This window comes from Rickettsia endosymbiont of Hedychridium roseum, assembly GCF_964028255.1.
Taxonomy (GTDB): Bacteria; Pseudomonadota; Alphaproteobacteria; order Rickettsiales; family Rickettsiaceae; genus Rickettsia; species Rickettsia asembonensis.
Genome location: NZ_OZ034753.1, coordinates 601,547 through 615,539 on the forward strand (window position 1 = coordinate 601,547; position 13,993 = coordinate 615,539).

The window sequence follows — 13,993 nt, forward strand, 5'->3', positions numbered from 1 at the left end:
GCTTATTTAGATACCGTAAGCTATTTGTAGATTATATTTAATATTTACCTGTAGTTATGAATTCTACTAATCACTCACAAAATAATAGCTTAACTATCTCGTGGCTCAAACTCGGTATTTTATCTTTGGGGTTTGCAGGTTTATATTCGGTTATTTTGGTAGTGTTACGTACTCCTCAATTATCGAGCTTTTTTCCAAACCCGCATATTTTCAAATCTGCTTTAATTATTCATGTTAATTTATCGGTATTAATTTGGTTGTTGTCTATTACGGCTAGTGTTTGGTCTATGTCATTCTCGCAACCCTTTTTGTCATTCCCGCGAAAGCGGGAATCTAGAAAAAATATACTGGATTCCCGCTTTCGCGGGAATGACATACTATGCAAACTTGCTTTCCTAAGTACGATACTTATAGCCGTATCCCCAATAGCCGGACACAATCCAGTGATGAATAACTATATACCGATGCTTGAAAATATTGTCTTTATTTTGGGGTTAAGCTTATTTGGCGTTACGTTGCTGTTATACGCTATAAGTGCTTTATATTTCTTCGATTGGGTGAACTTAAATAGTCTAGTTAATTTTACAATATTATCGACTATTATAATGTTTATTTTAAGCTTCGTTTGCTTTGGATTATCTTATAACGGCTTACAAAATATCATTCAAATTATTCCTATCGAGATAGAATTCTATTATGAATTACTTTTTTGGAGCGGAGGTCATTTACTGCAGTTTATATATACTCAAATATTAATATTTATTTGGGTTGGCTTATTTCAGAAGCTAATAGGTAGAGAATTAAGATTTCAAAAATTCTATCTGTTCTTACTTTATTTGAATTTTGTTTTCGGCATTCTTATAGTTTGCGGTCATATATTTTATGATATTATTGATGGTAGTTTTAAAGAGTTTTATACAAACCATATGAAATATCTAGGCGGTATTGCTCCTGTTTTATGTTTGATAGGTATGGGGTTTGAGTTCTTGGGTTATTGCTACGTGCCTTTATGTCATTCCCGCGAAAGCGGGAATCTAGAAAAAAAAGAATGGATTCCTGCTTCCGCAGGAATGACATTGAGGGCGGATGGCAATATCATCAAAACAATCTTACTTTGCTCCATTACTTTATTTCTACTTGGCGGACTTATAGCAATGAATATAACAAGTATAAATGTAGTAATCCCCGCTCATTATCACGGGTCTATAGTGGGGATTAGTATTGCTTGTATGGGTTATAGTTATTTGGGTATCATAGTGTCTAAAAATAACAATGTCATCCCGTGGCTTGACCACGGGATCCAAAAAAAAACAAAAAAAAGCTGGATCCCGTGGTCAAGCCACGGGATGACATTTGTAATCTACCTCCTAACATTCGGGCAGATTCTGCACATACTCGGGCTAGCATTCGCCGGTGGTTACGGGGTTATGCGGAAAGATCCAAACAGCGTAATGCCAATGTCAGCTAAGCTATTAATGGGTATGATGGGCGGGGGAGGGCTTATTGCTATAGTAGGCGGCTTGATGTTTGTTTATATTTGTGGTAAAACAATGTTTTTAAAAAGTATAAAACTAGAACATGAGTAAACCAACTAGAGAAGAAGCTAAAGAAGCGGTAAGAACATTACTAAAATTCATTGGTGAAGATCCAAATAGAGAAGGGTTACTTAAAACTCCCGAGAGAGTAATTAATAGCTATGAAGAGATATTTTCCGGTTATGAAAAAGATATAGCTGAAATATTAAGTACTAAATTTTACGATACTTGTAATTTTCAGGACTTTATCTCGCTGGAAGGTATAAAATTTACCTCTTTTTGCGAACACCATATGTTACCTTTTAACGGTATGGTACATATAGCTTATATTCCCGATAATTGTATTATCGGTATAAGTAAGCTAGCACGAATAGTAAATATTTTTGCTAGAAGATTACAAATTCAAGAAAAAATGACGGTACAAATAGCAGAAAGCGTACAGGAGAATTTAAAGCCGCTTGGCGTTGCAGTTAAGATTTCTGCCCTGCATAGTTGTATGTCGATGCGTGGAGTGATGCAAGATAATAGCGTAATGAACACTATGCATTATACGGGTATATTTGCCGAGCAGCAGAAATATCGCCATGAGTTTTTAAACCTTACTGCTAAAAGGTGATATGTTATAATGTCATTTTATCCGTTATCGGTGTCATACCGCGACTTGATCGCGGTATCCAGAAAAAAATTTAAAAAGACTGGATCCCGTGGTCAAGCCACGGGATGACGTAGGAGTAGCTTATATATTAAACTAAAAAAATTCTATGTTATTATCAAAATATTTTTTACCTGTTTTAAAAGAAGAGCCGAGTGAAGCTCAGGTAACTTCCCATAAATTAATGCTTAGAAGCGGAATGATTAGGCAACAAGCAGCAGGTATTTATACATGGCTTCCGCTTGGTTTAAAAGTACTGAAGAATATCGAGAATATAGTACGCTCAAACATGAATAAAGCGGGAGCTTTGGAAGTTCTAATGCCTTGCATTCAACCCGCACATTTATGGATGGAATCGGGACGTTTTGATAATTACGGTAAGGAAATGCTAAAATTTCAAGATCGTCACGATAATATTTTACTATTTGGTCCTACTAACGAAGATATGATTACGGATATTTTCCGTCATAATATTAAGTCATATAAGGATTTGCCGAAAAATCTTTATCATATCCAATGGAAGTTTCGTGATGAGATTAGACCCCGTTTCGGTGTTATGAGAGGTCGGGAGTTTCTTATGAAAGATGCTTATTCTTTTGATATAAACGAAGAAAATGCCGTTAAGACCTATAATCAGATGTATCAGGCTTATATAAATACTTTTCGGGATTTAGGTGTTTTTGCTATTCCTGTTATTGCCGATAACAGTCCGATAGGCGGTAATTTAAGCCATGAGTTTCATATTATCGCCGAAACCGGTGAAAGCACTATTTATTACGATAAAAGATTTAAGATTTTAAAAGATAATCCTAATATTGATGTAGAGGAAATTAAAAGCTGGTACGCAGCAGCCGAAGAAAAGCATGACGTGAATAAATTGCCTATATCCGAACAAGAAATAACTAGCAGTAAAGGAATAGAAGTCGGGCATATTTTTTATATCGGCTCAAAATATTCGGTTAATATGAATGCTCTTATTAATGACGAACACGGTAAACTAACTTCCGTAGAAATGAGTTCTTACGGCATAGGTATTTCAAGATTAGTAGCGGCTATTATAGAAGAAAATTGCGATGAGAAAGGTATTATATGGCCTTTGAGCGTTGCTCCTTTTAAAGTTTCTTTAATTAATTTAAATATTCATGATAGTAAATGCGTAGAGCTTGCGGCAAAGGCTTATAAAGAGCTATCTGCTCAAAACATAGAAGTTCTATATGATGATACCGAAGCACGTGCCGGCAGTAAATTTGCAACGCACGACCTTATCGGTTCACCTTATCAAATTATAATCGGTCCTAAAAAAGCAGCAGATTATATTGTTGAACTAAAAAACCGTAAAAGTGGGGTGATAGAAGACGTTAAGATAGAAAATCTTAAAAAGTCAATTATGTTATTCCGTTAATTGCAGGAATCTTGTAGTTTTCTAATGTCATCCCGTGAGTTGTTCGACATTGTTGCATAGAGCGAAAAACCTACTCGATGTCATTCCCGCGTGGCATTGTTGCGTGGATCAATTTCACCTCTGTCATTCCCGTGGCTTGTCCACGGTATCCAGTTAAAAATACTAAAATATTAGTATTTTTTATTGTTTTTATGGAGCTAGTTAGCAAGCCACGGGGTGACACAGTAGGTTTTACCGATCCACGCAACAAGGCCTTCCCGCGTAGGCGAGAATCCAGAAAAAAAGAGTCTTAATACTGACAAAATAAACCTAAAAAAACAAGTTTTTTATAGGTTTTACTGGATTCCCGCTTTCGCGGGAATGACATAAACGAGCCATGCAGCAACACCGGTCAAGCCATGAGATGATACCCAGGGTATTTTTAGATACATGTAACAATATCTTACAGGAATACATAAAAAAAATTTCTTCGTAGACAATGATAGTATCATATGATACTATCATATAATGAGTAACAGACCGCATTTTCAAATAACTAATAAAATCTTGGAGCTATCACAAGATATTTCTTATGAGCTTGGTGTTTTAGCCGGTAGCAAGATTTATTCTCAGCCTATAAAACTTCGCAAAAATAATCAAATTAAAACTATCCACTCTTCTTTAGCAATTGAAGGAAATAATTTAAGTATAAAACAGATAACAGATTTAATAGACGGAAAAAGGGTACTTGCACCGGAAAAGGATATTTTAGAAGTAAAAAATGCTATAAAATTATATAATGATCTGACTATATTTAATCCTTTTAAAGTTGAATCATTGCTAAAAGCACATGAGATATTAATGCAAGGATTAGTAGAAGATAATGGGGAGTGGCGTAAAGGTAATGCCGCTATATTTAAAGGCACAGGATTATACAGCATAATTTAGAAAGCTTCAGACAAGATGAATTTAAATGCGAGCCTGCACAGCGTATAAAAATACGTGAGCACAGGCGAGTCATGCAAAATTCGCTTGTATCAAGCTTTCTAAATTATGCTGTACATTTTGCACCTCTGGCAAGTCGCGTTTCTTTATTAATGCAGGATTTATTTGAGTTTATAACACAAGATAAGAACATTCACAAGATAAGAACATTCACAAGATAAGAACATTCACAAGATAAGAACATTTCCGGAATAATTAAGGCTTGTATATTTCATTATGAGTTTGAATTTATCCATCCTTTTTCTGACGGTAATGGGCGAATCGGTAGATTATGGCAACAATTATTACTAATGCAAACTAATGAAATTTTTGAATATATTTCCGTTGAAAGTTTGATAAGGAATAATCAAAGTGAATATTATAGTGTTTTAAGTAAGTGTGATAAGCTTGGTGAATCGACGTTATTTATCGAGTTTATGCTTGATAAAATAGTTGCAGCATTAAGATTATATAGTAATAATATAACATATGAAGCAAGTACGCCTTTAGCTAGAATTGAATTTGCTAAGGTTAATTTAATAGATAAATGGTTTTCTAGAAAAGATTATACTAATATACATAAAAATATTTCTACGGCAACGGCTAGTAGAGATTTGTTATATGGTTTAGAGCAGGGGATACTAGAGAGTAAAGGCAACAAGAATCAGAGTTATTATAGGTATACTAAGATAGAACTTTAAAAATTGGTTATGTCGTTTTATAAGCTCAATGATGCTGAACGTTTAATATACGCTCCGCTCATTGACTTATAAACTCCTTTGAGATAGTATTATAGGTATATTAAATATAATACGTAAAATATATGAATATATCTGCAACTGAGTTAAATAGAAATCCTGGAAAAATCATTGATCAAGCACTATGAGAGCCAATAGTCATTAATAAGCAAGGTAGGCCTACCGTTGTTTTAGTAGACTATGAATATTTTACTAAACTTGAAGATGATTATTGGGGGAAGGCAGCAACAAATATTACAAAACAGCCGGAATGGTTATCAGCAAAAGAATCAGAAAAATTTCTTAAAGGCTAATGAAAGAAATAATTTTAGAAAAAAGGGTAATAAAAATATTAGAACGTTATCCCGAAAAGCATCAGCGTCAAATTAAAAATAAGATTCTCTCTTTAATAAATAATCCGGTACCCCAATGATAGTAAATTATTAGTAGGCTACCATGATTTCTATAGATGTGATATTAGACCTCTTGCATAACTTGTTTCTAAAGGTAATTTGTACGTCAATCCGATGCTCGAATCCTCACGTACTATAGTGTACGCTGCGGTTCTGTGCTTCGTGTTTCCTTCAAATTCTTTTGTATTAACTACGTTATGCAAGAGGTCTATTGGAGAATATAGAATAACGTTTTAATGAAACTACAATTTACGTGATATTAGTTGGAAAACGTAACGATTCTGAAGTGTATAAGTTATTAAAAAACATTTTCTAACAAAATATACTGTAAGAGAAATGAGTGTATGACACAGTTGATTTACAGGAAATTAACATGAAAAATTTTATAAAATATTTGTTTTTTACCGGTCTATATATAGTAGTAACGATAATAGTTGCTTATATGGTTTTGGCTCAAACTATTCCTAATGATGGGCAGTGTCATATGATGAATAGACCGCTTGTTATTCATTACATTTTAGCAGCAATTATTACCGCTTTACCGGCACTAATTTTAATATATAGTAGAAGTAAGAAAAAGAAGAAATAAATTATATGATCGGTAAATTAAGCGGTAAGATTGATTCCCAAGGCGATGATTACATTATAATTGACGTAAATGGGGTAGGGTATCTTGTTTATGCTTCAGGTAAAACTTTAGGTAAACTTGCTGAAGGTGAGTTTTATAAACTATTTATCGAAACCCATGTTAGAGAGGAGCATATTCATCTTTACGGTTTTCTGACTCTAGAAGAGAAAAATTTTTTTAATTTGTTACAATCAGTAAACGGTATCGGTACAAGAATGGCTTTATCTATCTTATCAAGCCTTACACCTTCAGATATTCAAATTGCTATAAATAATGAAGATAAAAATATATTTAAAGCAATATCGGGAGTAGGGGCTAAACTTGCTGAGCGTATAGTGTTAGAGCTGAAAGGTAAAGTAGCGAAAATATCCAGCGGTTCAGCTATTATTAAAGATAGCTTGAATATCAAGAATATTACGCCCGTTGCAAGTAATGAAGTAATAAAAGCTCTAGTAAATCTAGGCTTTTCTAGATTTGAAGCTCAAAACGCCGTTCAAGGCATCATTATCCAAAACCCCGAAATTTCTATTGATGAGTTAATCAAAACAGCCCTGAAAAATCGAAATTCTAATTTTTAGAAATATAGACTAAAATTAGTTTAAGGAAATATTTAATTTCATACCTAGAGCTATGGCAGCACGGTCTAAAGTATCAAGGATGACATTAGGATTATTAGGGTTTAAGAGCCTATCTACAGCTGATCTACTTGTTTCCATTTTTTCTGCCATTTCTGACTTTGTTATATGTTTTTGTTCCATTTGTGAGCTATTACTGTCACTTCTTCTAATATTCCAATTTTATCAAGAAAATCATCAAAATTAGAACCTAAATGTTTTGGATTAATTTTATTCATAGTTCTACCTCTTTTTTGTTATAGTATCGGACAATTTTTATTTGATGTCATTCCTAGCTAAAAGCAGGAATCCAGTACTTCAAAGCTTTACTTAAAAAAATCTTTAAAATCAAGATTTTTTAGCCTGCATCCCTGCTTTCGCAGGGATGACATCAAGGGCTTTTCAAAAAACTGTCCTGTACTATACTTTTTTGGTTATAGATTGATAAAATTTTACAGTAAAAGTTTTTGATATATTAAGCATTGTGATAATGTACCATAATTGGTGCAATTTAGCAATTTAAAAACACCGTTCAAGGTATCATTACCCAAAATCCCGAAATCTCTATTGATGAATTAATCAAAACAGTTCTAAAAAATCGAAATGCCAGTCTCTAAATTAAATATTAATTTATTAACATTCTCTTTACTTTTGTTTAATTTTGATATATAATACATATTCAAAAAAAAATATCATTAAAATTTAAAACATTTTTAACGGGTATAAATGCTAATGAATTACTTGGGGAACTAGCAAAAAAACCGGCTACATTAGATATTACTAAGCGATATAGATATTTTTTGTGAAGTAATAAAACATAGCAAAATTAATGAACTTGGATTTTCTTTAGATAGAGAAATAAGTGATAAATCAAAAGAAAAATTATTAACTTCTATAAAAAGTAATAAATCTCTTATTAATTGTTCGGTTACGGGTCCAAATGATATGTCACCGCAAGAGAAAAAAGAAAAAAAGAATGGATAAGTAAAGTTTATGAGAGAACTGATAAAAATCAGAGTATTCTAGAAGAAGTAGCACAAGTTTTAAAAGATTGGTCTGAAACGCCTAACGATTTGTATAAGGGTACAATTCATAGTTACTTAAAATTATATCAAAAGTTAAATAAAGATAGTGTTATAGAAGAGTTAGAAAAGTTAAAAGTAACTGGTGCAAACTTTATTCTAGAAAACGCAGATAAACATATTAATGAGCATTTTTTTGAGATGGTGGGAATTGCAAAAGAAGTATATGCTGATGGTTTATTTGTGCCTACTGATATAACTAGTTACATCGCATCTTGTATTGGGGATTTATCTAATATAATAAATAAATCAAGTGATATAGAATCTTAAAATAATTTATAGCATAAAACTATTTTTTAGCTATTATTAGTCATTATATTCGATTTAAAATAATGACTAATATATTATCGCCTGAAAAAATTGAAAATGATCAAGAATTGCCGATAAGACCGTCATATTTGCAAGAATTTGTCGGTCAACAGCAGATTAAAGAAAATCTCTCTGTATTTATTAAAGCTGCAAAATCTCGGAATGAGCATCTTGACCATACTTTATTTTACGGTCCGCCCGGTCTTGGTAAGACTACGCTTGCTAAGATTATCTCTAATGAAATCGGCGGTAATTTCAAATCCACCTCCGGTCCTGCTATACTTAAGGCAGCTGATCTTGCTGCTATTCTTACCAATCTTGAAAAGAACGACGTATTATTTATTGATGAAATCCACCGTTTAAATACTGCAGTTGAAGAGGTTTTATATCCTGCTATGGAGGATTTTGAGCTTGATATAGTTATCGGTGAAGGACCTGCGGCAAGGTCAGTGAAAATAACCTTGCCGAAATTTACCTTAATCGGGGCTACTACACGCCTTGGGCTGCTTAGTAATCCTTTGCGTGATAGGTTCGGTATTCCTATGCGGCTTAATTTTTATAATACTGAAGAATTGAAGAAAGTTCTAAATAGAGCGAGTAAATTATTTGATATTGATTTGACCGATTCAGGTTCGGAAGAGATAGCAAAAAGAAGTAGAGGAACGCCAAGAATTGCATTAAGATTGCTTCGTCGTATAAGAGATTTTGCAGTAGTTGACGGTAAATCAAGAGTAGATAAAGAAATCTCTGATTTTGGGTTAAATCGTTTGGAAGTTGATCGCATAGGACTTGATAGTAATGATTATCGTTATTTGAAATTCATAGCGGATAATTATAACGGTGGTCCCGTTGGAATTGAAACGATTGCTGCTGCCTTATCCGAACAGCGTGACGCACTTGAAGAAACCATAGAGCCTTATCTTATACAGATAGGTTTACTACAAAGAACTCCTAGAGGTAGGGTAATCACGATTGCCGCTTTTGAGCATTTGAAAATGCCGATACCTAATCAATCACATCATCAATTTAATATTTTTAACGAGAATGAGTAATAATAATTTAAATGATAGTTATACAGCCGCAGATGTTATAAAAAGGCTGATAAAAGATCATGTTAAACCTTACGCAAATAAAATATATTTTTCGATATTTTGCATGGTTATTGCAGCACTTTGTACGGCAGTGATTGTACATGCGGTTAGACCTATTATTGATAAGATTTTTTTAACGCATGATAAGAAAATGCTTATAATAATGCCTATAGTGCTTACTGTAACTTTTTTTATAAAAGGAATTTCAGAGTATTATCAGAATTATCTAATAAAATTTGTTGGGCAGAGGGTACTAAATGATTTGCAGATAAAAATGTATGAGCATTTGTTACTTGCCGATATTTCTTTTATTCAAAATCAATCTTCAGGACGTCTAATATCTCGTTTTACTAATGATATTTCTTTGATGCGTGGGGCTGTTTCTAATTTACTTGTCGGATGTGCTAAACATTTCCTAACTGTAGTATGTTTAATAATAACTATGTTTCATTTAGAACCGCTATTATCTTGCGTAGTTTTTCTTGTGTTCCCTTTGGCTGTTTATCCGGTGCAAAGGATGGGTAGAAAGATAAGAAAAATATTTTCACAATCCCAAGAGGAGCTTGGGCATTATACTTCTAGGCTTGATGAAACATTTCAGTCAATTAAGATTATTAAATCTTTTGTAGGCGAAAAAATAGAAAGTAATAGAGCGTCGTTGATTATTAATAATATTTTAGAGTTCTACAAAAAAACATCTAAGCTAGATGCTATGGTTTCACCGATTATGGAGGGTTTAAGCGGTCTTGCAGTCGGAGGGATGGTTTGGTACGGAGGTAATCTAGTTCTTGATGGTAAAACAACACCCGGTGCATTATTTGCTTTTTTAGCTGCTTTTGCTGCAGCTTATAGACCATTTAAAAGTTTGGTATCGTTAAATATTAATTTACAAGAAGGAATAGCCGCAGCTAAGAGGGTATTTAGTATTTTGGATACCGAACCTATTATTAAAGATCATGAAGATGCTAAAGAAGTAGATTTATATAATCCACAAATTACTTTTGAAAAACTGGCTTTAAGTTTTGAGAGTAAAATAGCTATAAAATATATAGATTTAAAGCTAGAGCTTCATAAAATGATTGCGTTTGTTGGGCGTTCAGGTAGCGGTAAGACGTCCCTTAGTAATTTATTAGTGCGTTTTTATGATCCAAATGAAGGAAGAATTTTAATTAATAATCATGATATTAAAGATATTAAGCTTACTTCACTTAGAGGTCAGATTTCCTTAGTTACTCAAGATACTCATTTATTTGATACAAGCGTTGCCGAAAATATAGCATACGGTCAGGAAAACGCTACAAGAGAAGAAATAATTGAAGCAGCAAAATATGCAGATGCTCATGAGTTTATTATGCATCTGCCGAACGGTTACGACACGCAGATAGGAGTGCAGGGGACAACTCTTTCAGGCGGTCAGCGTCAGCGTTTATCTATTGCTAGAGCTTTCTTAAAAGACGTACCTATTTTAATTTGGGATGAAGCAACAAGTAGCTTAGACCAAGCTTCTGAACAGAAAATTCTAGAATCTTTAAAGAAATTACGCCAAGGAAAAACCACTTTAATCATTACGCATCGTTTAAGTAGTATTACCAACCTTGATAATATTATCGTCATGAAAAACGGTGAGATTTGTGAGCAGGGTACTCACACTCAATTACTTAAGAATAAAGATGAATATTATAGGTTGTATAATAAGGAGTTAAGAGAAAATGGTTGATTTATAAAGTAAATAGTTTATATTTCTTAATTTTTGTTAACTAATATTCTTTGTCATTGCGAGGAGACGTTGTTGCGTGGATCAATTCCGCCTCTGTCAAGCCACGGGGTGACATCGAATGCGTTTTTCGATTCATGCAACAATGCCACGCAGGAATGACCTCAACTCAAGGAATACCACAATGCTCATTACCAAGATTTTTAAAGACTATAGATTATTTGAAATATTTATTTTAGGAATAGTTAGCGGTATGCCGCTGGTTATAATTTTTTCTACTCTTTCGGTATGGTTAAAAGAATCCGGAATAGATATCGCTGTTATTACTACTTTTGCGGTTGCAAGATTATCATATTCATTAAAAGTATTTTGGTCGCCGTTAGTCGATAGTTTTAAAATACCTTTTTTAAGTAAGTGGGGACATCGCAAAAGCTGGCTTATATTATGTAGCTCTTTAATGGCTTTAGTATTAATTGTTATAAGCAGGGAAAATCCTAAGGTTTCTTTAACTTCTTTATATTTTTTGACTATAGCATTAGGCTTTTTATCCAGCACGTTCGATATTGCTGTTGATGCGTTGCGTATTGATAAGTTTGATCAGGAAACTCAAAGCATAGCTAGTGCAACTGCCGTACTTGGTTATCGAATCGGTATGCTAATTACCGGTGCAGGTGCTTTGTACCTTGCAGAAATAACCGGAAATAATTGGCAACTAACTTTCTTTGTTATAGCTATAATATTTGCTGTTGCAACGATATTTATAATAACCGTAAAAGAAAAAGAATTAGTAAGAGAAAAAATTAATATTACTTCTATTACTTCATGGATTTCTACAGTAATTAATCCTTTCAAGGATTTTTTCAAAAGAGAATTTGCCGTAACTATTTTATTTGCAGTAATATTTTTTAAATTAGGCGATGCTATGCTTGGAGCGGTTGCTTCACCGTTTTATATAGAGCTTGGTTATACAAAAGGCGAAATAGCAATAATTGCTAAACTTTACGGGTTGATTGCGACCTTAGTCGGAGGCTTTGCCGGTGGTATTGTAATGTATAGTGTAGGGAATTTTAAAGGTTTGATTATTACCGGTATTGCTCAAAGTCTAACGCATTTTGCATTTATTTGGCTTAATCACCAACCTCCTTCTTTTGAAGCTTTATTAATTGCTATTACTATAGAGAATTTTGCTGCTGCTATGGGAGCTACTGCTTTAGTCGGCTATATAGGTAATTTATGTAATAAAAAATATTCGGCAACACAATATGCTTTACTTAGCAGTAGCAGTAGTTTATGTAACAATACTGTCACTATTTATGCCGGAAAACTTGTAAATATGATGGGTTGGGACGGTTTTTTCATCTTTACTATAATTTTAGCCTTGCCTGCTTTGTTTATATTAATGTATCTTAATAAAAAGGTTAATGTGTAGTAAGTATTTGTTTTTAACGTCATTTCCTGCTTTTGATGTCATTCCCGCCGTTGCTGGAATGACATCGAGCTGATTTTTGAGCAATGACGAAAAATCCCACTTGATTTAATTTGAATAATATTTTATTTATTTAAAATGTTTAGTAAATTTTTATTACCTTATATTTTTATTGCAACATTTTTCTTTGCTCCCATAAGCGAAGCGAAGAAAGCTGTAAAAAATATTCCTAAACCTCCTGTTCAAACTAGTTTAGTAATTGATGCAAAAAGCGGTAAAGTGCTGCAGGCTCATAATTCACAAATTCGAGTTTATCCTGCTTCTTTAACCAAACTCATGACCTTATATTTAATGTTTGAAGCAATTGAAGCAGGTAAGTTGCCTTTAGATAAAAAATTACTTGTATCAGCAAAAGCAGCAAAGATGCCTCCTACTAGAATTGGTTTAAAAACAGGAGAAACTATAACGGTCAGAGAAGCAATTAATGCACTAATTATTAAGTCGGCTAATGATGCTGCCGTAACGGTCGCTGAGAATATGAAAGGTTCCGAAAAAGCTTTTGCTCATTTAATGAATGTTAAAGCTAAACAGCTCGGTATGAAGAATACCTATTTTAAAAATGCTTCAGGTTGGCATGACCCATTGCAGCAAACTACCGCAAGAGATATGGCTAAACTTGCTATGGCCTTAAAGAGAGATTATCCTAAATATTATCCTTTATTTGCTAAAACCAGCTTTGTATTCCGTGGAAACATAGTAAACGGACATAATAGGGTTACTAAAAATTATCAAGGTGCAGAAGGTATGAAAACAGGTTTTCATACACCGGCAGGTTATAATTTAGTAACTACTGCTTCTAGGAACGGTAAATCATTGATTGCCGTTGTTACAGGCGGCAAAAGTGCCGCATCTCGTGATCAAAAAATGATGGGGCTACTAGATCAGCATTTTAATATTAAGCCTATAGTCTCTAAACCTTCAATCAAACTTGCCTCTAATAATAAATCTACTACAAAAGCTAAATCAAAAATAATAAAGAAAAAGAATATACGTAGTTGATATGTATCGTCATTGCGAGAGGCATTGCCCGCGTGGATCGTTTTATGTCATTCCCGCGGAGGCGGAAATCCAGTTCTTGTATATTCATCCCGCGACTTAATCGCGGGATCTTAGGATACAATTTGTGGCACAAGATCCCATGGTCAAGCTATGGGATGACAATGAGGTTACTGGATTCCCGCCTCCGCGGGAATGACATAAAAGCGGTATCAATATTAGACTTCTTGCATAACGTAGCTAATAAGGAGAAATTTGAAGGAGACACTTCACCTCGAACCGCAGCGTACACTTGGTACGCGAGGATTCGAGTACCGGATCGACGTACAAATTGCCCTTAGAAGCAAGTTATGCAAGAAGTCTATTGACTT

At 33.7% G+C, this 13,993-nt stretch carries 12 protein-coding genes and 8 pseudogenes; 17 read left to right on the top strand and 3 right to left on the bottom strand.

Going from position 1 to position 13,993, the window contains the following annotated elements; translation table 11 throughout:
* Positions 1-56: 56 nt before the first annotated feature.
* The 3 genes and pseudogenes from AC5587_RS03475 to proS form a co-directional block, all read left to right on the top strand.
* Positions 57-1,254: pseudogene (locus AC5587_RS03475) on the top strand (hypothetical protein); the annotation flags it as partial.
* A gap of 324 nt (positions 1,255-1,578) precedes the next feature.
* Positions 1,579-2,151, top strand: a complete 573-nt coding sequence (gene folE / locus AC5587_RS03480; protein ID WP_410527399.1) for a GTP cyclohydrolase I FolE — start codon at positions 1,579-1,581, stop codon at positions 2,149-2,151.
* 145 nt (positions 2,152-2,296) lie between these two features.
* A complete protein-coding gene (proS, locus tag AC5587_RS03485; protein ID WP_499162868.1) occupies positions 2,297-3,589 on the top strand; it encodes a proline--tRNA ligase in 1,293 nt (430 codons plus the stop codon).
* A gap of 88 nt (positions 3,590-3,677) precedes the next feature.
* Here the strand turns inward: proS and AC5587_RS03490 are convergent.
* Positions 3,678-3,845: pseudogene (locus AC5587_RS03490) on the bottom strand (tRNA lysidine(34) synthetase TilS); the annotation flags it as partial.
* Between the two features lie 251 nt (positions 3,846-4,096).
* Between AC5587_RS03490 and AC5587_RS03495 the strand changes: the two are divergent.
* The 5 genes and pseudogenes from AC5587_RS03495 to AC5587_RS03515 all read left to right on the top strand — a co-directional run.
* Positions 4,097-4,503: pseudogene (locus tag AC5587_RS03495) on the top strand (Fic family protein); the annotation flags it as partial.
* Positions 4,501-4,635 (top strand): annotated as a pseudogene (locus AC5587_RS03500) (palindromic element RPE3 domain-containing protein); the annotation flags it as partial. The pseudogenes AC5587_RS03495 and AC5587_RS03500, both read left to right, overlap by 3 nt.
* A pseudogene (locus AC5587_RS03505) lies at positions 4,630-5,253 on the top strand (Fic family protein); the annotation flags it as partial. The pseudogenes AC5587_RS03500 and AC5587_RS03505, both read left to right, overlap by 6 nt.
* A gap of 197 nt (positions 5,254-5,450) precedes the next feature.
* Positions 5,451-5,603: a hypothetical protein gene (locus AC5587_RS03510; RefSeq protein ID WP_499162985.1), complete on the top strand. Its 153-nt coding sequence runs from the start codon at positions 5,451-5,453 to the stop codon at positions 5,601-5,603.
* On the top strand, positions 5,603-5,722 hold the full coding sequence (locus tag AC5587_RS03515; protein WP_499162869.1) for a type II toxin-antitoxin system RelE family toxin: 120 nt from the start codon (positions 5,603-5,605) through the stop codon (positions 5,720-5,722). The genes AC5587_RS03510 and AC5587_RS03515 overlap by 1 nt, the downstream gene beginning before the upstream one ends.
* A gap of 51 nt (positions 5,723-5,773) precedes the next feature.
* On the opposite strand, the pseudogene AC5587_RS03520 reads toward AC5587_RS03515, so the two are convergent.
* Positions 5,774-5,914, bottom strand: a pseudogene (locus AC5587_RS03520) (palindromic element RPE1 domain-containing protein); the annotation flags it as partial.
* A gap of 161 nt (positions 5,915-6,075) precedes the next feature.
* Here AC5587_RS03520 and AC5587_RS03525 point away from each other — a divergent pair.
* Together AC5587_RS03525 and ruvA are read left to right on the top strand one after the other, a co-directional pair.
* A complete protein-coding gene (locus tag AC5587_RS03525) occupies positions 6,076-6,291 on the top strand; it encodes a Holliday junction ATP-dependent DNA helicase RuvA (RefSeq protein ID WP_499162870.1) in 216 nt (71 codons plus the stop codon).
* A 5-nt stretch (positions 6,292-6,296) separates the two neighbouring features.
* Positions 6,297-6,908: a Holliday junction branch migration protein RuvA gene (gene ruvA, locus AC5587_RS03530; RefSeq protein WP_499162871.1), complete on the top strand. Its 612-nt coding sequence runs from the start codon at positions 6,297-6,299 to the stop codon at positions 6,906-6,908.
* Between the two features lie 15 nt (positions 6,909-6,923).
* On the opposite strand, the gene AC5587_RS03535 is transcribed toward ruvA, so the two are convergent.
* Entirely contained in the window at positions 6,924-7,088 is a 165-nt protein-coding gene (locus AC5587_RS03535; RefSeq protein ID WP_499162872.1) for a helix-turn-helix domain-containing protein, read from the bottom strand.
* Positions 7,089-7,465: 377 nt separating this feature from the next.
* Here AC5587_RS03535 and AC5587_RS03540 point away from each other — a divergent pair.
* From AC5587_RS03540 to AC5587_RS03570, 7 genes and pseudogenes are all read left to right on the top strand, one after another.
* Positions 7,466-7,561 (top strand): annotated as a pseudogene (locus AC5587_RS03540) (Holliday junction branch migration protein RuvA); the annotation flags it as partial.
* A gap of 456 nt (positions 7,562-8,017) precedes the next feature.
* Positions 8,018-8,296 carry a hypothetical protein gene (locus AC5587_RS03545; RefSeq protein ID WP_499162873.1) on the top strand — a complete coding sequence of 93 codons (279 nt, stop codon included), beginning with the start codon at positions 8,018-8,020 and terminating at the stop codon, positions 8,294-8,296.
* Between the two features lie 62 nt (positions 8,297-8,358).
* Positions 8,359-9,387, top strand: coding sequence for a Holliday junction branch migration DNA helicase RuvB (gene ruvB / locus AC5587_RS03550; RefSeq protein WP_499162874.1), 1,029 nt, complete (start codon positions 8,359-8,361; stop codon positions 9,385-9,387).
* The gene (locus tag AC5587_RS03555; protein WP_499162875.1) at positions 9,380-11,143 is read left to right on the top strand and encodes an ABC transporter ATP-binding protein; all 1,764 of its coding nucleotides are present in this window, start codon (positions 9,380-9,382) and stop codon (positions 11,141-11,143) included. The genes ruvB and AC5587_RS03555 overlap by 8 nt, the downstream gene beginning before the upstream one ends.
* A gap of 181 nt (positions 11,144-11,324) precedes the next feature.
* Positions 11,325-12,569, top strand: a complete 1,245-nt coding sequence (locus AC5587_RS03560; RefSeq protein ID WP_499162876.1) for an AmpG family muropeptide MFS transporter — start codon at positions 11,325-11,327, stop codon at positions 12,567-12,569.
* A 135-nt stretch (positions 12,570-12,704) separates the two neighbouring features.
* Positions 12,705-13,625, top strand: coding sequence for a D-alanyl-D-alanine carboxypeptidase family protein (locus tag AC5587_RS03565; protein WP_410526528.1), 921 nt, complete (start codon positions 12,705-12,707; stop codon positions 13,623-13,625).
* A gap of 155 nt (positions 13,626-13,780) precedes the next feature.
* Positions 13,781-13,989 (top strand): annotated as a pseudogene (locus AC5587_RS03570) (palindromic element RPE1 domain-containing protein); the annotation flags it as partial.
* Positions 13,990-13,993 lie beyond the last annotated feature (4 nt).